This is a genomic window from Bradyrhizobium brasilense (assembly GCF_029714345.1).
Taxonomy (GTDB): domain Bacteria; phylum Pseudomonadota; class Alphaproteobacteria; order Rhizobiales; family Xanthobacteraceae; genus Bradyrhizobium; species Bradyrhizobium australafricanum.
Genome location: NZ_CP121669.1, coordinates 8,689,012 through 8,714,496 on the forward strand (window position 1 = coordinate 8,689,012; position 25,485 = coordinate 8,714,496).

At 65.7% G+C, this 25,485-nt stretch carries 17 protein-coding genes; 10 read left to right on the forward strand and 7 right to left on the reverse strand.

Annotation, left to right across the window (positions count from 1 at the left end):
• Window positions 1-44 precede the first annotated feature (44 nt).
• Window positions 45-650, forward strand: a complete 606-nt coding sequence (locus QA635_RS40285) for a YidB family protein (RefSeq protein WP_168858718.1) — start codon at window positions 45-47, stop codon at window positions 648-650.
• 36 nt (window positions 651-686) lie between these two features.
• Complete coding sequence (locus tag QA635_RS40290) at window positions 687-965, forward strand: GlsB/YeaQ/YmgE family stress response membrane protein (RefSeq protein ID WP_024582682.1); 279 nt, start codon at window positions 687-689, stop codon at window positions 963-965.
• Window positions 966-1,129: 164 nt separating this feature from the next.
• Here QA635_RS40290 and QA635_RS40295 read toward each other — a convergent pair whose 3' ends face one another.
• A complete protein-coding gene (locus tag QA635_RS40295; protein WP_283065595.1) occupies window positions 1,130-1,912 on the reverse strand; it encodes an SDR family NAD(P)-dependent oxidoreductase in 783 nt (260 codons plus the stop codon).
• Window positions 1,913-2,002: 90 nt separating this feature from the next.
• A complete protein-coding gene (locus QA635_RS40300) occupies window positions 2,003-2,764 on the reverse strand; it encodes an N-acyl homoserine lactonase family protein (RefSeq protein WP_283065597.1) in 762 nt (253 codons plus the stop codon).
• A 200-nt stretch (window positions 2,765-2,964) separates the two neighbouring features.
• Between QA635_RS40300 and QA635_RS40305 the strand changes: the two genes are divergently transcribed.
• The 7 genes from QA635_RS40305 (at window position 2,965) to QA635_RS40335 (ending at window position 11,199) form a co-directional block, all read left to right on the forward strand.
• Window positions 2,965-4,593 carry an AMP-binding protein gene (locus tag QA635_RS40305; protein ID WP_283065599.1) on the forward strand — a complete coding sequence of 543 codons (1,629 nt, stop codon included), beginning with the start codon at window positions 2,965-2,967 and terminating at the stop codon, window positions 4,591-4,593.
• A 15-nt stretch (window positions 4,594-4,608) separates the two neighbouring features.
• Window positions 4,609-5,823 (forward strand): ABC transporter substrate-binding protein, encoded by a 1,215-nt coding sequence (locus tag QA635_RS40310; protein ID WP_283065601.1) that lies wholly within the window; start codon window positions 4,609-4,611, stop codon window positions 5,821-5,823.
• A gap of 58 nt (window positions 5,824-5,881) precedes the next feature.
• On the forward strand, window positions 5,882-7,015 hold the full coding sequence (locus tag QA635_RS40315) for an NADH:flavin oxidoreductase/NADH oxidase (protein WP_283065603.1): 1,134 nt from the start codon (window positions 5,882-5,884) through the stop codon (window positions 7,013-7,015).
• A 2-nt stretch (window positions 7,016-7,017) separates the two neighbouring features.
• Entirely contained in the window at window positions 7,018-7,869 is an 852-nt protein-coding gene (locus QA635_RS40320) for an IclR family transcriptional regulator (RefSeq protein ID WP_283065605.1), read from the forward strand.
• 230 nt (window positions 7,870-8,099) lie between these two features.
• A complete protein-coding gene (locus QA635_RS40325; RefSeq protein WP_283065607.1) occupies window positions 8,100-9,167 on the forward strand; it encodes an acyl-CoA dehydrogenase family protein in 1,068 nt (355 codons plus the stop codon).
• 30 nt (window positions 9,168-9,197) lie between these two features.
• Complete coding sequence (locus tag QA635_RS40330; RefSeq protein WP_018269158.1) at window positions 9,198-10,358, forward strand: acyl-CoA dehydrogenase family protein; 1,161 nt, start codon at window positions 9,198-9,200, stop codon at window positions 10,356-10,358.
• 40 nt (window positions 10,359-10,398) lie between these two features.
• Window positions 10,399-11,199: an enoyl-CoA hydratase/isomerase family protein gene (locus QA635_RS40335; RefSeq protein ID WP_028341859.1), complete on the forward strand. Its 801-nt coding sequence runs from the start codon at window positions 10,399-10,401 to the stop codon at window positions 11,197-11,199.
• Window positions 11,200-11,358: 159 nt separating this feature from the next.
• Here QA635_RS40335 and QA635_RS40340 read toward each other — a convergent pair whose 3' ends face one another.
• The 5 genes from QA635_RS40340 to QA635_RS40360 all read right to left on the reverse strand — a co-directional run bounded on the left by QA635_RS40340 (window position 11,359) and on the right by QA635_RS40360 (window position 24,211).
• A complete protein-coding gene (locus tag QA635_RS40340; RefSeq protein WP_283065614.1) occupies window positions 11,359-13,473 on the reverse strand; it encodes an acetate--CoA ligase family protein in 2,115 nt (704 codons plus the stop codon).
• 280 nt (window positions 13,474-13,753) lie between these two features.
• A complete protein-coding gene (locus QA635_RS40345; RefSeq protein ID WP_283065616.1) occupies window positions 13,754-14,509 on the reverse strand; it encodes a VOC family protein in 756 nt (251 codons plus the stop codon).
• Window positions 14,510-14,512: 3 nt separating this feature from the next.
• Complete coding sequence (locus QA635_RS40350) at window positions 14,513-15,307, reverse strand: enoyl-CoA hydratase (RefSeq protein WP_283065617.1); 795 nt, start codon at window positions 15,305-15,307, stop codon at window positions 14,513-14,515.
• A gap of 37 nt (window positions 15,308-15,344) precedes the next feature.
• Complete coding sequence (locus QA635_RS40355) at window positions 15,345-16,550, reverse strand: ABC transporter substrate-binding protein (RefSeq protein ID WP_092083161.1); 1,206 nt, start codon at window positions 16,548-16,550, stop codon at window positions 15,345-15,347.
• 158 nt (window positions 16,551-16,708) lie between these two features.
• Window positions 16,709-24,211 (reverse strand): Ig-like domain-containing protein, encoded by a 7,503-nt coding sequence (locus QA635_RS40360; RefSeq protein WP_283065619.1) that lies wholly within the window; start codon window positions 24,209-24,211, stop codon window positions 16,709-16,711.
• A 478-nt stretch (window positions 24,212-24,689) separates the two neighbouring features.
• On the opposite strand from QA635_RS40360, the gene QA635_RS40365 reads away from it, so the two are divergent.
• Window positions 24,690-25,433, forward strand: a complete 744-nt coding sequence (locus QA635_RS40365; RefSeq protein WP_225163201.1) for a thermonuclease family protein — start codon at window positions 24,690-24,692, stop codon at window positions 25,431-25,433.
• Window positions 25,434-25,485: the final 52 nt, after the last annotated feature.

Consider the following 25,485-nt stretch of genomic DNA (forward strand, 5'->3'; position numbering starts at 1 on the left):
AGCTATGTTTCCCGCTCGGGGCACGGTTGCGGCAGGAGACGATCATGGGTTTACTCGACGTACTCAACGGCATGCAGAACGGCCCGCGCGGTCCGAGCGCGCCAAGCACATCATCCGACAGCTCCAGCGGCGGCGGAATGTCGCCGATGACGATGGCTATCCTCGCGCTGCTCGCCTGGAAGGCGGTCAAGCATTTCTCCGGCGGCCAGGCGGACGCGAGCGCCCCTGAGCCGAAGCCGGCGCAGGCGCCGCCGCTTCCTCCCGGCAACGTCACCGCAGGCCTGCCCGGCGGCGCCGGTGGCGGCGGGCTCAGCGATCTGCTGAAGGGCGGCCTCGGCGGCCTGCTCGCCGGCGGCGCAGCCGGCACCGTGCTCAGCGGCGGCCTCGGCGATCTGCTCAATCAATTGCAGCAGAAGGGCCATGGCGACGCGGCCAATTCCTGGGTCAGCAACGGTCCCAACAAGCAGATCGCGCCCGGCGATCTCGCCAACGCGCTCGGCGCCGACCAGATCAACTCGCTGGCATCGCAGAGCGGCTTGTCGCGCGACGAACTGCTGCAGGGCCTCAGCCAGTATCTGCCCGACGCGATCAATCATCTGACGCCGGACGGCCGGCTGCCGAGCGGCGACGAGCTGCACCGCAGGCTCTGACGGCAGCGTTGATTCCATCTGAGGAGGACGACAGTCATGGGCGGCATCATCTGGGTCATCATCGTCGGCTTTGTCGCGGGGATCATCGCGCGATTCCTGTCGCCGGGACCGAACAATCCAAGCGGCTTTATTCTCACCACCGTGCTCGGCATCGCCGGCGCGTTTCTTGCGACTTTCATCGGCCAGGCGATCGGCCATTACGGTCCCGAACAAGGTGCCGGCTTCATCACCGCCACGATCGGCGCTCTGGTGGTGCTGTTCATCTGGAATCGGCTGGTCGCGGCGCGCGTGATCCCGGATATCGGAAACAGGTGACGCCGTAGGCGTCATCCCGGAGCGATGCGAAGCATCGAATCCGGGATCTCGAGATTCCGGGTTCGATGCTAACGCATCGCCCCGGAATGACGGAACAACGACAGGTTCAAAATCAAAATGCCCGGCCAGGCCTGGGCATTTTTCATTTGTGCAACGGCGCTCCGTCACTGAATCAGATGCATGCCGGCGTCCATGCGGACGAACTCACCGGTCATGTTGCTCGACGCCGGGCTCGCCAGGAAGCAGACCAGGTTGGCGATGTCTTCGGCCGTCGAGGCGACCTTCAGCGGCACGCGCGCCACCACGGCATCGCGCACCTGCTTGGCGCCGGCCTCGCCGCGGCCCTTGGTGAACCAGGGCGTATCTATATAGCCCGGACACACCGTGTTGACGCGGATCAACGGTGCCAACGCGCGCGCCAGCGACTGCGTCATGGTGTTGAGCGCGCCCTTGCTCGCGGCATAGGCGACCGACGAACCACCGCCGGAAATGCCGGCGACCGAGGAGACGTTCACTACCGCCGACGGACGGCTAGATGCCTTCGCGCCGGCTTCGAGCAGCGCGCGCGCGGCACGAACCATCTGGAACGGGCCGATGGTGTTGACGGCATAGATGCGCTGGAAATCTTCCGCGGTCAGGCCGTCGAGATCGTGATGCGGCACGTGCTTGGTGGTGCCCGCATTGTTGACGAGCACGTCGAGGCGGCCCCAGCCCTGCGCGGCGGCTGCGATCTTCTTGCAGTCCTCATCGCGCGAGACGTCGCCCTGCACCACCAGCACCTCGGCGCCCTGCTTGCGGCAGACTTCCGCGGTCGCCTCGGCTTCCGCCCTGCTGTTGGAATAATTGATGACGAGGCGCGCGCCCTGCGTGGCGAGGATTTGCGCGGTGGCGGCGCCGAGTCCCGATGCCGATCCCGTCACGATCGCGCACAAACCATCCTTGGACATCTGCATTTTCCTTGTTGTTGTGAGCCAGATGAACTCCGGCGGCGGCACACCATATCGCGTGGAACGACATCTGCAAGCCGCGCCAAATCCTCACGTATACGCGTTCGGCCCCTTTTGCAGGCTGGCCCACTGCGCCTCGTCATGGCCGCAGATGACCTTGACGCCGGACGCCTCGAGCCTGGCGATCTCGTCGAGCGACTTCAGGAACTGGTCGACGTCGAGGCTGTTCCTCGGCGAGGTCCGCTGGTCGAGATTGGCGCGCACACTGAGCGCGTCGGAGGCGAGCAGGAATTCGCCGCTGTTGTCGAGCTTGACCAGCGCGCCGGTCGTTCCCTTCGAGTGTCCGGGCAGCGGGACCAGCGTCAGCTGGCCGTCGCCGAACACATCCATCTGCTTATCGAAGATCTCCATCTTCAGCGGATGATCCCAATCCGCCTTGATGTATCCGCGATCGAACGCGTTATCGGCATTCGCGGCCTCGATCTCGAGTGCGTGGACGAAGATCGTCGCCTTCTTGAAGAAGGCGTTGCAGCCGCAATGGTCGGTGTGCAGGTGGGAGCAGATCACCACGTCGATGTCGTCAGGGCCGAGGCCAACGGCCTTCAGGCTCGTCAGCACATGATCATCCGCCGGCATGATCGGGCGCATGTATTTGGCCAGCGTGCCGAGCCGCCCTTCAGGATCGGTCGCGACATCGGGATGGCATCCGGTATCGAACAGCACGTTGCCCTGCGCATGCCGCAACAGCACGCAGGCGACCGGCAGATCGATCATCTCGCCGCGCGCCGCGTCAGGCAGATAGGTCCGCTTCGACATCTGGAGACGGCCACCCGACAACATATGCATCTTCATCTCGTTACCTCCGCTTTTGGCTTCAAACCACATATGAGTTTTATGGAAACTCATAATGGATTTGACAGCATATTATTCGTCCTTATAGCTTCCGCGCAACGTCGCGATCGCATGACAAATGCGCTCAACGAAGCACCCGGCTCCTTCGGATCGGCATCGTTGGCATCGATCAGCGGCCGTCAGAGGGAAGTTTCGCCACGATGTACACCGTGTTCAGCACGTTCGCTGCGACATCCGATGCGGCAGCGTTCAAGCCCTTTCTCTGCATTCCCGCGCGTGCCGACCGCGCATACTTTCCCGATGGCGCCGAACTGTCCTATGGCGACATTGCGCGGCAGGTCTGCGCATTGCGCGATCAGTACCGCGCAGCAGGCTTCGGCCACGGACACCGCGCCTGCCTGCTGCTGGAGAACCGCCCCGATTTCATCGTGCACTGGCTGGCGCTCAACGGCATCGGCGTCTCGATCGTTCCGATCAACCCGGCCTATCGCGCGGCGGAAATCGCGTACCTGATCGCGCATGCCGAGCCCGACCTGATCGTCACGCTGGCCGACCAGAAGGAATTGCAGAAGGCGCTGACCGGCGACGTTCCGCTGCTCATCGTCTCCGGTGACGATCTCGGCGCCGGCGTCGAGAAAGTCCCGCCGGCCAAGCGGCCACCACCCCGCGCCGGCGAGCCGGGAAGCGAGACCGAGGCTGCGCTGCTCTACACGTCAGGCACAACGGCGCGCCCGAAGGGATGCATCCTGACCAATGAATACGTGGTCTCGACCGGCCGCTGGTACGTAAGCCACGGCGGCGATGCGACGTATCATGCCGGAACGGAGCGCCTGTACAGCCCGCTGCCGCTGTTTCACATGGCCGGCCTGACGCTGACCCCGATCGCGATGATGCTGACCGGCGGCTGTCTGATCCTGCCGGAACGCTTCAACGCGAAACATGCCTGGCGCGACATCGTCGCGTGCCGGGCAACCGTGCTGCACTATCTCGGCGTGATCGTCGCGGCCCTGCTGGCGCAGCCGGAGACGCCGGACGAGAAGGCCCATGCGCTGCGCTTCTCGATGGGCGTCGGCGCCAATCCCGAGCAGCGCGCGCGAGCCCGCGAACGCTTCGGCATCCCCTTCGTCGAAGGCTGGGGCATGACGGAGACCGGACGCAGCCCGTTCAACACGGTCGAGCCGCGCCATCTCGAGACCAACACAATCGGCCGCAGCGTCCCCGGCCTCGAAATGATCATCCTCGATGCCGACGGCAATGCGCTGCCACCGGGCTCGGTCGGCGAACTCTGCGTGCGCCATTCGGAAGCGACGCCGCGGCGCGGCTTGTTCTCCGGCTATCTGAAGGACCCCGAGGCCACCGAGCAGGCCTGGCGCGGCGGCTGGTTTCACACCGGCGACAGCGGTTGGCAGCACGAGGACGGCGCCTTCGTGTTCGTCGACCGGCTGAAGCATCTGGTCCGGCGCGCCGGCGAAAACATCTCGGCGGCGGAGGTCGAGGCCGTGCTGACGACGTCGCCTCTGGTCAAGCAAGCCGCAGTCGTCGCCGCGCGCGATCCGATCCGCGACGAGGAAGTTGCGGCCTTCATCGTGATCAACGACGGCACCGATGCTTCACGCGAGCTCGCCCAGGACATCTTCCACTTCTGCCGCGAACGCCTGGCGGCGTTCAAGCTGCCGGCGTGGATCGCTTTCGTCGCCGAGTTGCCGCTGACCTCGACCAACAAGATCCAGAAGCACGTGCTGCTCGGCGCGGACAGGGATCCGCAGTCGCATCCGGGCATGATCGACCTGCGGCAAGACAAGACCAACGCCATAAGGCAATCGAACTAGAGGAAACCAAGGACAATGACATCGAGATACGGATGGATCGCCGCGAGCGCTGCAATCCTCTCAGTCGCCTTCGCCGCGCCATCCCACGCGCAGATCTCCGACGACGCGGTGAAGATCGGCGTGCTGACCGATCAGGCCGGCCTCTACGCCGACGCCGCCGGCCCCGGAGCGGTCGAAGCGGTCCGGATGGCGATCGCGGATTTCGGCGGCAAGGTGCTGGGCAAGCCGATCGCGATGGTCGATGCCGACCATCAGAACAAGGCGGACATCGGCGCCGGCATCGCGCGGCGCTGGTATGAGCAGGAGAATGTCGACGTCATCGTCGATTTCGCCAATTCCGCCGTCGCCTTCGCCGTGCTCGAGCTCACCAAGCAGAAGAACAAGGCGATGCTGGTGTCGTCGGCCGGCTCCTCCGATCTGACCGGAAAGGGCTGCTCGGCGAATTCGGTGCAGTGGACCTACAACACCTATGCGCTCGCCAACAGCACGGTTCGGGCGCTGGCCAAGTCGGGCGCGAAGAGCTGGTACTTCGTCACGGTCGACTACGCCTTCGGCCACGCCCTGCGCAACGACGCGGCCAGGACCGTGGAGAAGGTCGGCGGCAGCATCGCCGGCGAGGTGCGGCATCCGCTCAACAGCATGGACTTCTCGTCCTATCTGCTGCAGGCCCAAAGCTCGAAGGCTGACGTGATCGCCTTTGCCAACACCGGCGGCGATCTCGCCAACTCGATTCGGCAGGCGCAGGAATTCGGGATGGCACACACGCAGAAGCTCGCGGCCTTCCTGATGCAGACCAGCGACATCCACGCGATCGGTTTGCAGGCCGCCCAGGGGCTGCAGCTCGCGACCGCCTTTTATTGGGATCTCGACGACAAGACCCGCGACTTTGCCGCGCGCTTCATGGCCAGGACCAAGAAGCGGCCGACCATGGTGCAGGCCGGCCTCTACTCCGCGGTCATGAACTATCTCAAGGCGGTCGAGAAGTCGGGCACCGACGACGGCCCCAAGGTGATCGCGCAGATGAAGGACATGCCGATCGACGATTTCTTTGCCCGCAACGCATTCCTGCGCGAGGACGGCCAGCTCATCCACGATATGTATCTCGTGCAGGTGAAATCGCCGGCCGAATCGAAGGGCGCCTGGGATTACGAGAAGCTGGTTCAGGTGATTCCGGGCAAGGAGGCGTTTGCGACGCCGGAGGAGAGCGCCTGTCCGCTGCTGAAGAAATGACTGCGCGCACGAATCCACACACCACAGGCAAGAAACCACAGGCAAGGCTGGACATCCCATGACTGAGCTGCCGCTGCTGTTCACCCCGCTGCAACTGCGCGACCTCGAACTGAAGAACCGGATCATGGTCTCGCCGATGGCGACCTATTCGGCGCAGGAGGGGCGCGCCACCGATTGGCACACCGCGCATATCGGCAAGCTCGCCGCCGGCGGCGCCGGCCTCGTGTTCGTCGAGCAGAGCTCAGTGAACACCCAGGGGCGCATCACCCATGGATGCCTCGGCATCTGGGACGATGCACACATCGCGGACCACGCCGCCCTCGCCGCGCTGATCCACAGCTTCAACGCCAAGGCCGCGATCCAGATCGCCCATGGCGGCCGGAAAGGCTCCTCGCAGCGGCCGTGGGAAGGCGGCAACCCGCTCGGCGAAGCCGACATCAAGGCGCGCGGCGAAGGCCCGTGGCAGATCGCGGCCTCAAGCGGCATTCCCTTCGACGACGGCTGGCCGGCACCGCAGATGATGACGTCAGAGCAGATCGATGCTCTGGTGGACGACTATCGCCAGGCGTTTCGCCGTGCCAGGGCCGCCGGCTACGACGTCATCGAGCTGCACTGCGCGCACGGCTATCTGATGCACTCGTTCCTGTCGCCGCTGGCGAACAACCGCAACGACGAGTATGGCGGGTCGCGCGAGAACCGCATGCGCCTGCCGCTGCGGATCGCGGCGATCATGCGCGAGGAGTGGCCCAGCCATCTGCCGGCCTTCGTCCGCATCTCGTCGGTCGACGGCGTCGACATCGGCTGGTCGATCGAGGACTCGATCGCGTTTGCGACCGAGCTGAAGGCGATCGGGATCGATATGGTGGACTGCTCGTCCGGCGGCATGAAGCTGCCGCGCGGCAATTCGCTGGTGTCGCGCACCCCGGGCTTCCAGGTGCCGTTCGCCGAACGTATCCAGAAGGAGGCCGGCATGCCGACGGTGGCAGTCGGGCTGATCCGCGAGCCGGACTACGCGGAGGCCATTTTGCGTGATGGCAAGGCGACGCTTATTGCGCTCGGCCGCGAACTGCTGTGGAATCCGAACTGGCCCGCGCAGACGGCGCTTGCGCTCGGATGCGATCCGGAGTGGACGAGTTGGCCGGAGCAATATGGCTGGTGGCTGAAGCGGCGGGTGGCGCAGCAGGGACGATAGCGATGCCGGTGGCGAAGAAGGATGTAGCGAAGGCCGGCACGGCTGCCGGCGCGCGGACTTTCGACCGCCCCGATTTCCCCGGCGACACCTCGCGCGACCTGCCGAAGATGGACAATGCAGTCAAGTCGGCGCGGCGCGTGTTCGACGTGCTCGAATTCTTCGAGGAGCACCAGCGCGCCGCCTCCGCCATCGAGGTCGCGGCCGCGCTCAAGTTCCCGCAATCCAGCACCTCGGCGTTGATGCGGACGATGACGGCGTTCGGCTATCTCCACTATGACACCAGCCGCCGCACCTATATCCCGACGCCGCGGATCTCGATGCTGGGGCACTGGCTGAGCCCGGCGTTGTTCACGAAGGGACGCCTGGTCAATCTGATGGAAGAGCTCTCCGCGCGGACCGGAGAGACCATCATGCTCGCGGTGCGCAACGGGCTCAGCGCGCAGTATGTCCATATCATTCAGGCCAAGCTGCCGATGCGGCTGTATGTCAAGGCCGGAACGCTGCGGCCGCTGGCGCGATCCGCGTCGGGTTACGCGCTGCTGTCGGCCTATCCGGACAAGGAGGTGCGCCGCCTGGTGCGCCTGATCAACGCCAACGAGAGCCGGCCCGATCGTCAGGTCGACATCAAGGCGCTGCTGCTTGAGCTGAAGAAGGTCCGCGCCAAGGGGCACGCCTTCTCGCTCGGCCTGGTCACGCCGGGCGCGGGCGCCGTCGCCATGAACCTGCCGCCGATTGCGGAATCGAACGAACCGCTGGTGCTGTGCGTGGCCGGATTGAACGACGCGCTGGTCACCCAGGAGACCGAGTTCGCCGACCTGATGCGGAAGGCGATCGAGTTTCATCTGGCGGACTGAACTTATGTCGGCGGCCGGTTTGCGCGAGTGCGTGGCATACAAACGGGGACAATCGAAAGTTCACTATGCGGAATTCATGCGCCGCGTCGGGCTTCATGCCGTCCGCGCAAGTGGCCCTGCGGGCAGCGCTTGTCACGGCTATGGCTTTTCCGCATCATTGAGCGCAAGACAACATCGCAAGCAGGGCATGGCCGAACAGCCAGCCCGAGCCAATCAACACGAGGAACGCTGTGGCGGAGAGTGAAAACATCGTCGCCGAGACCGCGGAAAAGATTTTCGCCGATCTCGCGGATGCCCAAACCATCAATCACGACAAGCAGGGCGCGTGGAAGGCGCCGCTGTGGCAGGCGCTGACCGAAGCCGGCCTGCCGCTGTCCTGGGTGCCCGACGATCTCGGCGGCTCCGGCGCCAGCCTCGCCGAAGGATTCAGCGTCCTCAACGTCGCCGGGCGGCATGCGATCGCTGTTCCGCTGGCCGAAACAATGTTGGCCGGCTGGCTGCTGACGCAAGCCAGGATCAACTCCCCGGACGGCGAGATGACCGTGCTCCCCGCAAGCCCGAAGGACCGCGTGACGCTCAACGCCGATGGCTCGCTCTCCGGCCGTGCCCGCGGTGTGCCGTTTGCCAAGGACGCAAAACATTTCGCGGTGCTGGCAAGCGGCAATGGCGGCGTGTCGGTCGCGCTGGTCGATGCCGCGAAGTGCCGGATCGAATCCGGCGTCGGGCTCGGCGGCGATCACAACGACATTGTCACGCTCGACAAGGTGCAGCCGGTCACCACCAGGCCGGCGCCGAAGGGCTTTGACCAGACCACGCTGATGCTGATGGGCGGCGTGGTGCGGTCACTCCAGATCGCCGGCGCGCTGGAAGCGATGCTCGACATTTCGGTGCGCTATTCCAACGAGCGTGTCGCCTTCGAGAAGAAGATCTCGAAATTCCAGGCGGTGCAGCACAACCTCGCCCGGCTCGCCGGCGAAAACGCCGCGGCACTCGCCGCCGCGACCTCGGCGGCGGACACGATCGTGAACGCCAGGTCGCTGGACACTGATGCGGTGTTCCTGGAAGCCGCAGCGGCCAAGGTCCGCTGCTCGGAAGCGGCAGAGAAGGGCAGCGGCATCGCGCATCAGGTGCATGGCGCGATCGGCTTCACCATCGAGCACATCCTGCACCGCTATTCGCTGCGGGCGCTGGCCTGGCGCGACGATTTCGGCTCGGAGAGCTACTGGGCGGTCGAGCTCGGCAAGCTCGTCGCGAATCGTGGCGCCGATGAATTGTGGCCGCTGGTGGCTTCGCGCTGAGATCAGGCAGATAGATCAGGACTGGACATCATGACTGCAGCCCTTCGTTTCGATCCGATCCGCCTGCCGGAAAAGTGCGAGCAGCTCCGCAAGGAAGTGCGCGCCTTCCTCGCCGAGGAAATCGCCGCCGGCACCTTCGATCCCCACGCGCCGAACCGCGAGGACAATGACGCGCCGGAATTCTCCCGCCGCGTCGGCGCCAAGGGCTGGCTCGGCATGACCTGGCCGAAGAAATATGGCGGCCAGGAACGCTCGTTCCTCGAGCGCTACGTGGTGACCGAGGAGATGCGGGTGGCGAACGCGCCGACCCGGCGCTTCTTCGTCGCCGACCGCCAGAGCGGGCCGGTGCTGCTGAAATACGCGCCCGAGCACATCAAGATGGATATCCTGCCGCGCATCTGCCGCGGCGAGGTCTGCTTCGCCATCGGCATGAGCGAGCCGAACTCCGGGTCCGACCTGTTCGCGGCGAAGACCCGCGCGACCAAGACCGACGGCGGCTACCTGATCAACGGCACCAAGATCTGGACCTCGTCGGCGCACATCGCCGACTACATGATCGCGATCTTCCGCACCTCGCCGCCGACCAAGGAAAACCGCCGCCACGGCCTGACCCAGTTCCTGGTCAAGATGAAGCAGCCGGGCATCCAGGTGAATCCGATCGGCCAGATCACCGGGCAGTTCGAGTTCAACGAGGTCGTGTTCACCGACTACTTCGTGCCCGACGATCACGTGCTGGGCGAGGTCGACGGCGCCTGGAAGCAGGCAACGTCGGAGCTCGCCTATGAGCGAAGTGGTCCCGAGCGGTTTCTCGAGACTTATTACGTGCTCACCGAGCTCGTACGCGCGGTCGGCAAGAACCCGGACACCCGCAGCGCCGAGGGCATCGGACGCCTGGTGGCGCAGGTGCACACCATGCGCCGCATGTCGGTGTCGGTCGCCGGCATGCTGCAGGCCGGCAAGGAGCCGGTGGTGGAGGCGTCGATCGTCAAGGACATCGGTACGGTGTGGGAGCAGCAGCTGCCGCATCGCGTGCGCGATCTCGCCGCGTTCGTCGAGGAGACCGCGACCAACCGCGAGACGCTGGAAAAGCAGCTCGATTTCGCCATCAAGACCGCGCCCAAGCTGACGATCCAGGGCGGCACCACCGAAGTGCTGCGCGGCATCATCGCCCGCGGACTTGGTCTGCGCTAGCCGCGCGGGCTCGCCTGCGCTAATTCAACGAGGACAGATCATGACCAAGTACACTGATATCGGCGTCGAAACCCACGGCCATGTCGGCCTGATCGAAATTCGCAAGCCGCCGCTGAATTTCTTCGACGTCGCACTGATCAACCAGATCGCCGACGCGCTGGAGGAGTTCGACAACAATATCGAGATCCGCGCCTCGGTGCTCGCAGCCCAGGGCAAGGCGTTCTGCGCCGGTGCCAATTTCGGCGATCCGGCCCGCCAGGAGCAGGAGGAGCGCGCCAAGAGCGATCCGGCTTCCAACCTGCCGATCAACCATCTCTACGTTCAGGCGGTGCGCATCTTCCGCAACAAGAAGCCGATCGTCGCGGCGATCCATGGCGCCGCGATCGGCGGCGGCCTCGGCCTTGCCGTCTCGGCCGACTTCCGCGTCGCCTGTCCCGAGGCGCGCTTCTCGGCCAATTTCACCAAGCTCGGCTTCCATCCGGGCTTCGGCCTCACCGCAACGCTGCCGGAGCTGATCGGCAAGAACAATGCCGAGCTGATGTTCTACACCAGCCGCCGCGTCACCGGCGAAGAAGCCTATCGCTGGGGCCTCGCCAATGTGCTGGTGCCGCAGGATCAGGTACGGGCGGAAGCGATGAAGCTCGCGCAGGAGATCGCCGAGTGCTCGCCGCTCGGCCTGGTCTCGACCCGCGCCACCATGCGCGCCGGCCTTGCCGACCGCGTGCTCGCCGCAACCAACCATGAGCTCGCCGAGCAGACCAAGCTGCGCGCGACCGAAGACTTCAAGGAAGGCGTCAAGGCCACCGCCGAGCGTCGCGTCGCCAACTTCAAGGGGCGGTAGCCGCAAGCGCCGCTCTCTCCACGGGTCGTCCCGGCGAAAGCCGGGACCCATCCGCCGCGGCCCATGGAAGGGGCACAAGCGGCGTCGGCTTCTCTTACAACTCACTTCGGTGGTTATGGGTCCCGGCCTTCGCCGGGACGACACCGGGGAGATATCTAGCTAACCCCTCGGCACCACCAGCGCATCGACGATCGTGACGCCCTGCCCCTCGGGGTGCACCAGCACCGGATTGACCTCGATCTCGGCGATCTCGCCTCGGTGCTGCGCCGCCAGCACTGAAATCTGCGAGATCAATCGGGCGAGTGCCGCGACATCCGCCTTCGGCGTGCCGCGGAAGCCGTGCAGCAGCGGCGCGGCTTTCAGCGTCTCAAGCATCGTGCTCGCTTCAGCCACGCTCACCGGCGCGGGGCGATAGACCACGTCCTTGAACAGTTCGGTGGTGATGCCGCCGAGCCCCACCATCACCATCGGCCCGAAGGTCGCGTCCAGCATGGTGCCGATGATGATCTCGACGCCCTTCTTCGCCATCGGCCCGACCAGCACGCCCTGGATTTCAGCGCCCGGCCGCTGCTTTTGCGCCGTCTCCAGCATGTCGCGATAGGCCGTGAATGCCGCGCCCTTGGCGGCGATGTTGACGCGGACGCCGCCGACCTCGCTCTTGTGCGCGATCGCGGGCGACTGGATCTTCATGACCAGTGGAAATCCGGCGCGCTCGATCGCAGCGTCGAGCCCGTCGCGGTCGGTCACCAGCACCTCATCCGGCAGCGCAATGCCGGCCGCGCGCAGCAGCGATTTGCTGTCATATTCCGACAACGTCTTCGACGTGAGATGCATGGAGAGATCGTGCGCCGGCGACGCTGATGCCGAGATCTCCGGCGCAGGCTCGAAGGCGGCATAGTCCGCCAGCCGCCGCATTGCGACGCCGACATGGGTCAGTCCCAAGAGCACCACCACGCCCGACTTCGCCAGCTCCTGCCGCGCGAATTGCGACGGCAGCGTGTAGGAATAGAACACCAGCGGCTTGTTCTGCGCCGCGATCACCGGCTTCAGCTCGGCTTCCTTGAACGGCATCCGCGTCTCGCTCGACAGCGACAGCACGACCAGCGTCGCGTCCACTTCATCAGACGTGTCGAACAGCTCGATGCTCTTCTGCAGTCCGCCGGATGACACGCCCTGCGCGGTCACGTCGACCGGATTGCCCGCCGCTCCGTAGGACGGCATCCATTGCTTGATCTGGCTCTGGATCGCGGCTGAAAGCTCCGGCACGCGCAGGCCCTGCATCGAGACGGTATCGGCGCCCCAGATGCCGGCGCCACCTGACACCGTCAGCACCGCGACGCGATCGCCCTTCGGCAGCGGATTGGTGGTCAGAACCGCGGCAATGGTCACGGCCTCGTCGAGGTCGTTGGAGACGATGAAGCCGTATTTCGCGAACACCGCGTCATAGGCCGCCGACCAGCCGGCCATGCTCGCGGTGTGCGAGGCCGCCGCGCGCTCGCCGGCGCCGGAGCGGCCCACTTTAGTTACGATGACAGGCTTTTTGAGCTCTGCCGCGCGCTTCGCCGCCGCCAGGAACTTGTCGACGTCGCGGACACCCTCGATGAACAGCAGGATCACGTCGGTCGAGGCATCCTGCACCATGTAGTCGAGGAACTCGCCGGCGCCGAGATCGCTCTCATTGCCGGCGCTGACGACATAGCTGAGCGCAACCCCGAGCGCCTTGGCGCGATGATAGATCGCAAAGCCGATGCCGCCGCTCTGCGCGACGATGCCGATCCGCCGCTTGCCGGCGACCAGATCGGGGGCGTCCGGCTTGACGTCGACGGTCGGGCTGAAGGTCGCGGCGACCTTCTGCGCCTGGCTGTAAAACCCTTCGGCGTTCGGCCCACTGATCCGCATCCCGGTCCGCTTCGCCAGCGCGACGATCGCGTCCTGCATGTCAGCGCTGTCGCCACCTTCCTCGGCAAAGCCGGACGAGATGATGACCGCGTTCTTCACACCGGCCGCCGCGCATTGCTCCAGCGCCGGCAGCACCGCACGGGCGGGAATGACGATAACGGCAAGATCGATCGGCGCGCCGATCTCGGCGACCGATTTGAAGCATTTCAGCCCGTCAATCTCGTCATAGTTCGGATTGATCGGATAGAGCGCGCCGGGATAGCCGTTCTTGCGCAACATCGCGAGCAGCCGCCCGGGAATCTTCTCGTGATCGCGCGAGGCGCCGATCAGCGCGATGCTCTTTGGTGCGAAGAAGGTATCGAGCGGATGCGGCATGGGGGCGTGTTCCCGATTGTTGTTGTTGCGCGCCACGATATTGGATCGCTACAGCGAGCTCAATCATTCGCCCGTCATCCTGAGGAGGCCGCGCAGCGGCCGTCTCGAAGGATGAACGGCCACCAGCCGGGCCGTGCATCCTTCGAGACGCGCGTTCCGCGCTCCTCAGGACGACGGGAGAAAGATGCGTAGCCCGGATGCAGCGCAGCGCAATCCGGGAACGGTCTATCCGCGAAGAGCGCGGTCGCGGATTTCGCTTCGCTGCATCCGGGCTACGACGTCACGCCGTCAGCTTGAACGTCACGCCGCAGAGCTGGAACTCATCGCCCTTCACCGCACAGCCTTTGGCTTTCGCGGCCTCCAGCACCTTCGCCTTGTCGGCGACCTTGAACGTCAAGCCGCTCATGATCTCGCTGTCGCCCTTGACGAAGCGGAAGGTGCTGTTCGGCAGCTTCACCACGGTACCATCGGCGGGAATGCCGATGATCCTGCCCCAATGCGCCGCCAACGCCTCAGGCTCGGGGCTCTGCATCACGACCTCGGTCAACGACAGCGTCGTGTCCTTGCGGATCGACTTCTGCCAGTCCGGGCCGGCCGGCGGGTACGGTCCCAGGATGTCGTCGCTGCCGTCGGTGTGGTTGAACTCGATGAAGGCGGCGCGGCAGTCGCGCGGGTGCAGTTGCACGCCGTGATACGGCGCGTGCGTGATCACGTTGGCGGTGCGCACGCCCATCGCGTTGGCCTTGGCGCCGCGCGCGTCGGGATCCTCGCAAGTGAAGATCGCCATATAGCCGCCGCGGCCGCCGGTCTTCTCGATGAAGCGGCCGGCCGCCGTGCCCGGCCCCGGCTGGAACGGAGCGACGACCTCGAGCAGGATGGTATCGACCGGCAGCAGCGCGTTCTCGAGGCCGTATTTCGCGACATTGCCGTCGCGATAGCAGACGTCGAGGCCCATGATCGCGGAGATATCAGCGATGACGGGCGCAAGCTGCGGCGCCACCAGGCAGATCTGCCGCAGCCGCATGTACTCGGCCATGGTCTACTGCCCCTGGAAGGTGGGCTTGCGCTTCTCGACGAAGGCCTTGGCCGCCTCCTTGTGGTCGGTGGTCTCGCCGGCACGCGTGTGGTGGATCGCCTCGCCGTCGAAGCAGGCTTCCAGCGTCATGGTCTCGGCATTGTTGATGTTGCGCTTGATGTAGCCGAGCGCCACCGACGGGCCCTGCGCCAGCGAGCGCGCCAGTTCCAGCGTCTCGGCCTCGACATCGGCATCGGGCACCACCTTGGAAACCATGCCGAGGTTGTAGGCTTCCTGCGCCGACAGCACCGGCGACATCATGTAGAGCTCGCGCGCTTTGGCGCTGCCGAGCATCTTGGTCAGGAAATAGGTGCCGCCGTAGTCGCCGGAGAAGCCGACCTTGGCGAAGGCGGTGGTGACCTTGCAGGAGGCGCTGGCAATGCGGAGATCGCAGGACAGCGCGATCGAAAGCCCGGCGCCGGCCGCCGCGCCGTCGAGCTGCGCCACCACCGGCTTCGGCATCTGGTGCAGGATGCGCGAGACCTCCATGCCGCGGCGCAGATTGGCCATCTTGGCCTCGAACGGCAGCGGTGCGCGGCCTTCCGCCATCGACTTGACGTCGCCGCCGACGCAGAAGGTGCCGCCGGCGCCCCGGATCAGCACGGCACGCACCTCGGTATCGTCCTGCGCGCGCCGCGCCGCCTCGACGAGGCCGCGCGTCATGTCGGGATTGAGCGCGTTGCGCCGATCGGGACGGTTCATGGTGATGGTGAGCAGGCCCTTGTCGAGAGATTGGAGGACCATCTGATTATCGCTCATGGCGTTTTGCCTTTCGTTGTTGTTGGTTGTCGCAGCGTTATTTCTTCACCAGTGGGCAGCGCGACTCCGACAGCGGCTGGAAGGCCTGGTCGCCCGGCACGGTCGCCACCAGCTTGTAGTCGTCCCAGCGGCCCTTCGATTCCGACGGCTTCTTGACCTCGAACAAATACATGTCGTGCACCATACGGCCGTCCTCGCGGATCTTGCCGTTCTTGGTGAACATGTCGTTGATCGGGGTCTCCTTCATCACCTTCATGACGGCGGCCGCATCGGTGGTGCCGGCGGCCTTCACCGCCTTGAGATAGTGCGTCACCGAGGAATAGACGCCGGCCTGTGCCGAAGTCGGCACCCGCTTGGTGCGTTCCATGAAGCGCTTCGTGAAGGCGCGGCTGTCGTCGTTGAGATCCCAGTAGAAGGCTTCCGCCAGCAACAGGCCTTGCGCGGTATCGAGCCCGACGCTGTCGATGTCGGTGACGAAGGCCAATAGCGGCGACAGTTTCTGGCCGCTCTTGGTGAGGCCGAATTCCGCCGCCTGCTTGATCGCGTTGATGGTGTCGCCGCCGGCATTGGCAAGGCCGATCACCTTGGCCTTCGAGGCCTGCGCCTGCAGCAGGAAGGACGAGAAATCCGAGGTATTGATCGGATGCCGCACGCTGCCGAGCACCTTGCCGCCCGACTTTACCACGACATTGCTGGTATCCTTTTCCAGGTCCTGGCCGAACGCGTAGTCCGCGGTGAGGAAGAACCAAGTATCAAGACCGGATTTCACCGCGGCAAGGCCGGTCACGTTGGCCTGCGCGAAGGTGTCGAACACGTAGTGCACGGTATAGGGGCCGCAGGCCTCGTTGGAGAGGCGGATCGAGCCCGGACCGTTGAACATGATGATCTTGTTGCGCGCCTTGGCGATCTCGGCAGCCGCGAGCGCGGTCGCGGATGCTGCGACGTCGAAGATCATCTCGACGCCCTGGTTGTCGATCATGTCGCGGGCGATGTTGGCGGAGAGGTCGGCCTTGTTGAGATGGTCGCCGACCACGATCTCGACCTTGCGGCCGAGCACCTCGCCGCCGAAATCCTCCACCGCCATCTTGGCGGCGGTTTCACTGCCCGAGCCGGTGATGTCGGCATAGAGGCTCGACATATCGAGGATGCCGCCGAGCTTCAGCGGAGGCTTGTCCTGCGCCAGCGACGCATTCGCCGAGATCGCAAACGCACAGGCCAACACGCCGGCCAAAACTCGTCTCATTCCAATCCTCCCTTGCAGCGCGGACCTCGTTCCATCAGGTCCGTTTCGAGGGCCGGATCATGCCGCATGGCCTGCACTGCAGCAAGCCGCAGCGGCAGCAATCTGTTTTCCGCTAAGCGGAATGAAGCGCCGCGCCGGAGCTTCCGGCCGCGCTGCGATCAGAGATGAAAGTCGGGAACGGTCTGATGGGGCGTTCCCGCCGGCAAGCCGAGGAACAGGTACTGCATGCCATAATGTCCGGCGAATGCCGATGCCGTTGCATCCATGATGATGCGACCGCCCAGATCCAGATGCAATTCCGGCCGGGTAATGGCCCCGAGTGTGTAGGCCGGCACGATGGTCTCGTTGATATGCAGGGCGTCGAAGACGGCGGACACCGCCGAAAGCGAGGCCGCATTGCCGGCCAGGTCGACGACATCGGCGCCATTGGCGGCGAAGCTGGTCACCGCCAGCGAGCCGGCGCGATCGGTCGACGACACGATGTGATCGAACACCAGCTTCGAGGAATCGCCGAGCAGCACCGTTGCCGCGGCGTCGTAGATTGCGGTGCCGCCATCGTTCAGCGTCAGGCTCGGCGTGCCGCCATTGACGTGGACCGCCTCGTTGAAGCCTACCGTCAGCTGGACCAGCGAACCCGGCGTCGCGACGCCACCGGAGGGCGTCGCCGTGATTCCGGTGAGATGAGGCGCCGTGGTGTCGAGGGTGAAGGTCAGGTTGGAGGATGCGCTGACATTGCCGGCGGCGTCGACCTCCTGCACCGTGACGGAGTGCATACCATCAGTCGTAAAGACCGGCGCCGCCGTGGAGAAGCCCGACGCGCCGTCGGCCTTGTAGCGCAGCGTGTCGGCCGCATCGAACTTGGTGTAATCGATCAGCGGATTGCTGGTGATGTGGTCGGCGCTGGAGACGCCGGTGTCGCGGTGCAGTGCCAGCGTCGGCGCCGATGGCGCCTTGGTGTCGCCGGTGAAGCTGACCGCGTTGCTTGCTCCGCCGGCGTTGCCGGCGATGTCGGTGTAGCTAGCCCCTGCAACCGAAAGATTGGCCGACAGATGGTCGGTGACATCGGCCGTAAAGGTCGCGGTGTAGATATCGTGGCCCGCGCCGTTGATGCCGACATGGACGAGGCTGCCCAGCAGGCCGCCATGGACGCTGACGTCGCCGAGTCCGAAACCTGCGACCGCCTCGGAGAAGGTGAACGTCATCAGCGCGGCGTCGCCGGCGTGCAGCAGGGTGTGATCGGCCACCACCGATACCGTCGGCGGATGCGTGTCGCCGGCGATCGTCGCGGTATTGCTCGCCGCGCCGATATTGCCTGATACGTCGGCATAGCTTGCGGCGGTGACCCGGATCGAGCCCGCCACGACGTCGTTGATATCGGGCGTGAAGGTCGCGGTGTAGACGTCCTGGCCCGACACGTTGAGCCCGACATGGACCAGATTGCTGAGCGCACCACCGGCGACCGCCGTGTCGCCGAGCGCAAAGCCCGCGACCTGCTCGGAGAAGGTGAAGGTGACGGCCGAAGTCTGGCCGGAAAGCACCGTGCTCGGACTCGCGGCAACCGACACCGTCGGCGCCCTGGTATCGCCAGTGAAGCTGATGGTGCCGCTCGCCGCACCGGTATTGCCGGCAGTATCCATATAGCTCGCGGCGATGACCTGCACCGAACCGGCTGCAGTGTTGCTTTCGTCCGGCGTGAAAATTGCCGTGTAGATGTCCTGGCCCGATGCGTTGACGCCGACATGGACCAGATTGCCCAACGCCCCGCCATGCACCGTGACGTCACCGAGCGCGAAGCTCGCGATTTGCTCGGAGAACGTGAACGTCACCAGCGCGGTCTGGCCCGCCAGCAGCGCGTTACGGTCAGCCGAGATCGACACCGTCGGCGCCAGCGTATCGCCGCCGACCGTGGCGGTGTTGCTTGCCGCGCCGGCATTGCCGGCCACATCGCTGTAACCGGACGCATTCACCTTCACCGAGCCGGTCTCGGTGTCGCTGACATCGGGCGTGAAGGTCGCGGTGTAGACGTCCTGCCCAGCGCCGTTGAGCCCGACATGCACGAGATTGCTCAGCGCGCCGCCATGGACGGTGATGTCGCCAAGGGCGAAGCCCGACACCGCCTCCGAAAAGGTGAAGGTCGCGACGGAGAGGTCGCCGGCCAGCACCGTGTCGGGACTGAGCGTGACGGAGACCGTCGGCGCCAGCGTGTCACCGGTGAAGTTGATGGCGTTGCTGGCGGCGCCGGCGTTGCCGGCCGTATCGCTATAGCTCGATGCATTGACCTGCACCGAGCCTGCCTCGGCGTTGGTGACGTCGGGCGTGAAGGTCGCGGTGTAGATGTCCTGGCCGGCGCCGTTGACGCCGACATGGACAAGGCTGCCCAGCGCGCCGCCGCTGACGCTGACATCGCCGAGCCCAAAGCCCGCGACGGCCTCGGAGAAGGTGAAGGTCACGACCGCGGTCTGACCGGCGAGCAGCGTACCATGGTCAGCTGAAACCGACACGGTCGGCGCCTTGGTGTCGCCGGTGAAGTTGATCGTGTTGCTCGACGAGCCGGAATTGCCGGCCGTATCGCTATAGCTCGATGCATTGACCTGCACCGAGCCAGCCTCGGCATTGGTCACGTCGGGCGTGAAGGTCGCGGTGTAGACGTCGTGGCCGGCGCCATCGATGCCGACATGGGTGAGGTTGCCCAGCGAACCGCCCTGGACCGTGACATCATCCAATCCAAAGCCGCTGACGGCCTCGGAGAAGGTGAACGTGACAACCGCACTATCGCCGGCAACCAGCGTGGTGTGATCGACGGAGACCGCCACCGTCGGCGCCTTGGTATCACCGGTGAAGCTGATCGCGCTGCTTGCCGCGCCGGCGTTTCCGGCGCTGTCGGTATAGCTTGACGCGTTGACCTGCACCGAGCCCGCCTCGGCGTTGGTCACGTCGGGTGTGAAGGTTGCCGTGTATATGTCCTGGTGCGCGGCGTTGACGCCGACATGCACGAGGTTGCTCAGCGCGCCGCCGCTCACCGTCGTGTCCGTCAACGCGAAGCCGGTGACCGCCTCGGAGAAGGTGAAGGTGACGGTCGAGGTCTGCCCGGCCAGCAGCGCGGTCGAACTCGCCGCAACCGACACGGTCGGCGCGATCGCGTCGATCACGAGATGCAAATCGGTCGCCGCATGGGTCACGTCGGCGTCCTGGCCGCCGGGATCCCTGATCGTGCCGCCGTTGAGCGAGAGGCTCTGCACCTGCAAATCAGACGTGCTGTCGCCGTCCTGCACCGTGTAGCTGAACACCAGCGCCTGCGAGCCGCTGCCGCTGAGATAGGTCGCGGCCTTGCCGTCGCTGAGCAGCAGCTCGGGCGTGCCGGTCACGCTCACCGTGTTGCTGAAGTTGACGGTGATGGTCACGACCTTGCCGGCATTCAGGATCGTGAGGTGATCGGTGGTGTCGGCCGTGACCGAGGCGATGCTTGCATGCGACCGGATTTCCAGATGCGGAGAGGCCGAGCCGTCGGACGCCAGCATCAGCGAGCCGGCCGAGGCGCCGGCGCCAAAACTCAGGTTCAGCGAGGCGAGCGTCGTGCCGCTACCGCTCTTCACCAAGAGCACGCCGTTCGCATAGGACAGCGTCGCCGATGCGTCGTAGGCGATGTTGCCGAAGTCGATGGTGTCGCCGCCGGAAAGGCCGGTGATCGACGTGCCAAACGAGGTGCCGGAGAATGCCGCAGCATCGAGCACGAGTTTTTCGGTGCTGCCGTCGGTGAAGGCGATCGCGCCGGTTCCCGCCGCACCGCTCGCCGCCAGTTCGAGGATCGAGCCCTTGATGACGGTGCCGCCGGAATAGGTGTTGTGCGCCGACAGCACAAGCCGCCCGCCGCCGGTCACCTCGACATCACCAGGCGTCGCGCCGTCGGAGATCACGCCGCTCTGGGTAACGGTCTCGCCCGCGGCGACGTTGAAGACCGGATCGCCCGCGACGGTGATGTTGCGGGTCTGCGTGAAGCCGTCGGTGAAGCTGATGCCGGTGCCGTCGCCCAGCTTCAGCACGTTGGTGACCGCGCCGAGATTGACGTTGGCTGAGATCGACACCCTTGTGCCGGCGCCGCTGACGGTGGTGTTGCCGGTGTAGGTGTTGTTGCCGCCGAGGATGACGGTGCCGCCGCCGCTGATGGCGAGGCCGCCGATGCCCGCATTGGCACCGGTGCCGCCATTGCCGCTCTGGTCCGCGATGTCGTTGGCGACAGTCAGCGTCTGGCCGCTGCCGGGCGCGAAGCTGAGATCGTTGTTGCCCTGGATGAAAATGCCGGAGCCGAAACCCGAGCCGCTGGCCTGGCCGATGCCGTTGGTGCCGCCCTTGACGGCGCTGAAGCCGGAATCGTTCGACAGCGAGCCGCTCTTGATGGTCAGCGAACCGCCTTGCTGGACGAAAACGTCGCCGCCCGCGCCAAGGCCGCCACCGCCGCCGGGTGCGCCGTTGCCGCCGCCGAAACCGCCAACACCGCCGATGCCGCCGCCGCCACCGAACCCGCCATCGCCATTGTAGCCGCCGCCACCGCCGAAGCCGCCATTGCCACCATCGCCGCCGCCACCACCGAAGCCGCCATTGCCGCCATCAGCCCCGTTGCCGCCGCCGACACCGCCGCCCGGGCCATAGGGTGCGCGGACGCCGCTGCCGATCCACCCCGCCGCGCCGCCGCCACCGCCATTGGCGCCGCCTGCTCCGCCATACCAGTAAAGCTCGGTCCCGCCGCCGATCGAGATCAGGTAACCGTCGCTCCCTTTGCCGCCCCCAGCGCTGTTGGGGACAATGCCGGGCGAACCGCTTCTAAAGAGATCACTGTCCGCGCCCTGAGCGCCGAGGCCGATACCGCCACCGCCGCTGCTTCCGCCGCGTCCGCCCATCCCGCCGCCACCGCCGTAGCCGTAGCCGGAGCTGATACTGCCAGTGCCGCCGGCACCGCCGTTGCCGCCGATCGCGGCGCTGTTGTGGAAGGTGACGTTGTCGATGGTGGCGCTGCCGTTCGACGAGACGAACAGCGCGCCGCCGAGCCCGGCGCCACCGCCGCCACCGCCGCGGACGACGCCGCCGCCGGCGGCCACCGTGTTCTGGATGGTCAGGTTCTCGAGATTGACGCTACCCGCATAGACGAAGAAGCCGCGCTGCGCGTTGAGGCCGTCGATCGTATAGGTGCCGCCATGACCGTCGCTGCCGTTGATCGTGACGCTCGATCCGCTCAAGAGATTGAGCGCGTACAGCTCCGACGTCAGGCTGAAGTTCGCCGTAATGTTGATCGTGTAGTTGGCATTCAGCGCGGCGTTCTGCCCGCCGGAATCCATCTGCAGGATCGCCGCGTTGAGCTCGGCGACGTTGGAGACGTTGAAGACGCGCGTCGAGACGATCTGCACGATCGTCCCGCCGTTGGCGTCCTGCGAGAGCTGGAAACTGGCCCCGGCGCCGACGCCGGCAAGGGTCAGCGTATCGGTCGTGGTGCCGTTCGAGATCGAGAGCGTGTTGCCGGACAGGCTGACCGTGTTGAGAGACGGATTCTGGGTGTTGTACTGCAGCCCGGTCAGATCGATGAACTGGCCGGGATTGAAGTTCGCGATCGTGTTGGTGAACGCATTGCCGCTCAGCGCGGCATTGTCGATCTTCAGCGTGCCGGCGATGCCGGTCGTGAACGAGATGTTGCCGGCTCCGGCGGCGCCGGCCGCGGTGAGCCACACCGTGCCCGAATAGATCGTCGTGCTTCCGTAGGTGTTGGCGGCATGGCCAAGCACGAGCGTACCGCCGCCGTCGACGCCGAGATTGCCGCTGCCGGTAACGAGGGCCGTGTCGGAGACGGTCTTGCCGTTCGCGATCGACAGGATCGAATTGCCGCTGACCGAGAGCGTGTCGTCGAAAGTGCCGCTCGATGTCAGCGACAGATGCGCGCTGCTCAGACCGAACGTCCCGGTCAGCCCGGCGAGCTGCCCCATCCCGAACTGCAACGTGCCGGCGCCGGACAGCATGAACGTACCGGAGCCGCTGATCGAGCCGGTGTCGGCGATGGTGCCGGACGAGATGTCGAAGATGCCGCCATTGCTGGTGAGCTGAATATCGTGCGTGAAGGTGTAGCCGCCGGTCGTGGTCAGTGTGCCGCCGTTGAGGATCAGCGCGCCGGCCGAGCCGCCGATGTTGTTGTCGGCCGTGATCGAGACGATGTTGCCGCCGTCGATCTGGGTGCCGCCGACGTAAGTGCTGGCGCCAGTCAGCGTCAGCGTGCCGCCGCCGGAGACGACCAGCTTGCCGGTCGTGCCGCTGCCGCTGATGCCACGTTCGTCGGCGATCGTGTCAGCTATCGTGAGCGTCGTCGATATCGTCGGCCCACCTGCGAAGGGGGAGGAGATGGCGTGCGTCGGCGTGACCACCATCGTGCCCTGGATGAAGATGTCGCCATAGGCGGAGCCGTTGCCCGCACCATTGGCGCCGGTGCCGCCGATCTCGGTCGCATCCATCAAGGTGCCGCCGATGACGGTCAGCGTGCCGCCTTGTTGAACGAAGATGTCACCGCCGGCGCCAAGGCCGCCGCCACCGCCGCCGGCGAGCGAGCCGCTGCCCGCGCCGAAGCCGCCGGTGCCGGGTGTGCCGTTCGAACCGCCGCCGCCACCGCCGAAGCCGCCATTGCCGCCGGTATGCGCGTATCCGCTGCCGTTGCCGGAGCCGCCGCCACCGCCGGCGAAACCACCATTGCCGCCGCCATAAATGCCGCCGCCGCCACCGCCGCCCATGCCGCCGGCGCCGCCGAAGCCGATCAGGGTGCCCGAGGGGCCGCCGCCGACCGAGTTGGCGCCGCCGATGCCGCCGCCGCCACCACCGACACCGCCGCCACCACCGCCGCCACTCGCGCCACCGCCGGCATGTGCGCCGTAGCCTGAGCCGCCGTAATTGTCGGCGCCCTGTCCGCCGCCCGCCGCACCTTCGATCGTCGCCGGCGTGCCGCCCGCGGTCTGCGCCCCGGTCGAGGGATGCTGGCTGTCGGAGCCCGCCTCGCTGTAACCGTTGCCGCCGGTGCCGTGATAGCCGTAATAGTCCTGGCCACCGAAGCCGCCGCCACCACCGCCACCACCATTGCCGCTGCCGCCATCGGCACCGATGCCGCCGCCACCACCGCCACCGCCGGCCGGATCGACCGCGCCGCCATTGCCGCCTTTCGCGGTGTTGCTGCCGAAATTGACATTGTTCAGCGTGACGTTGGCGTTCTGTCCGACGAACAGGCCGCCGCCGAGACCCGCGCCGCCGCCGCCACCGCCGACCCCGCCATTGCCGCCGCTCGCAACCGCGTTGACGATTGTGAGGTTCTTGAACGTCACCGTGCCTGAGGTGACGACGAAGCCTTGGTAGCCGCGCGCGTCGATGACGTCGCTATAGTCCTGTCCGCCGAGCTGATTGTTGTAGTCGGAGTTGCCGTCGAAGGTCAGCGTTGAGCCGTTCATCAGATTGATGGCCGGCAGATCGTCCAGCAATTGCAGCGTGCGCGCGCCGGACGAGAGCGAGAAGTTGATGACGTAATCGGTGTTGGCCGCAGCCAGACCACCGCCGACGCTGATCGCCGAGATCGCGTTGTAGAGCTGGAGATAATCGTGGAGCGGATCGCTGGTCGTCAGCGTCAGAACAACGGGATTCGACACAAGGACCTCGGCAATATGCGTGAGCGACCGCAATCGGTCGCCTTTCAAAAAATCGCCGAATAGTTACCTTGCGCCGCAAATCATTGGCAACAATAACGAATTCTCATTCCGCGCACGGAGTTGAGATCATGAATGGGTAAGGTTGACGCGTGTGAGAGCCGCCCGGCGCACGATCGGACGGCAATTTTCGTCACGGCAAGGGCCGCCGAAGACGAGTTCGTCTCGCGACAAGCACGCATTGATGTGAAACACCAACTTCGCCTGTGCACGCGATGAGAAGCGCCGCAGAAAAATTGACCACCGAATCAACGATGGCATCCCTCGATGCGATTTCGCTTCGCTTGCGGTGGCTCTGAAGCGATCTTTCCGTCAGACTGTCCTTGTTGGCGACCACGATCCGAGCGGAGCGCGCCGAAGTGACGAGTGCCGCATGACACCTCCACGCGATAGAGCATGGCGTCGCCGTCCCCGGGGGGTGATGACAGCATGCGTCCTCGCGATCGGCGCGTGCATCGGACGCGCCGAAGCGGCTGGCTGCAATTTCGAGACTCAGGGCGAGGGTCGCGTCGCCGCCATCGTCGATGCGCGCAGCCTGCGGCTCGACGACGGCCGTGAGGTCAAGCTCGCCGGTATCGAGGTGGCCGACAAGGCGAAGACCATCGCTGCACTGACGGCGCTGCTGGTCGGCCGCGAGGTGACGCTGCGCGGACAGGACGACACGCCGGACCGCTATGGCCGGCAGCCGGCCTACGCATTCCTCGAAGGCAGTGAGAAGCCCGTGCAAAGCGAGCTGCTGCGCCAGGGCCTCGCTGTGGCGTCATCCGAGGTCGCCGACAAGGACTGTGCGGCGGCGCTGATGGCGGCCGAGGCCGAGGCCAGGGCCGCCCGATCGGGAACCTGGGCCGAGGCCACCGTCATAAAAAACGCCGAAAGTTCCGCCGATATTTTGACCGGGATCGGGCGTTTTACAGTGGTCGAGGGCAGGGTTTTGTCCGTGCGTCAGGCGGGCGCGACGACCTACCTGAATTTCGGTCGAAACTGGACTCAGGACTTTGCTGCGACTATTTCAAGGCGCATAGTCCCTGCGTTCGAGGCGGCCGGGCTTGCGCCCAAGTCTCTGGAAAATCGTAAGATTCGTGTACGAGGCTGGGTGGAAGCACGACGTGGGCCGCGAATCGAACTGCTCCGGGTGGGGCAGCTTGAAGTGCTCGGCGGGAACTAGAGGCCCAGGGGACTCAAGAAACCCAGGGGCCCTGCCCCGGTCTTTTTACGGG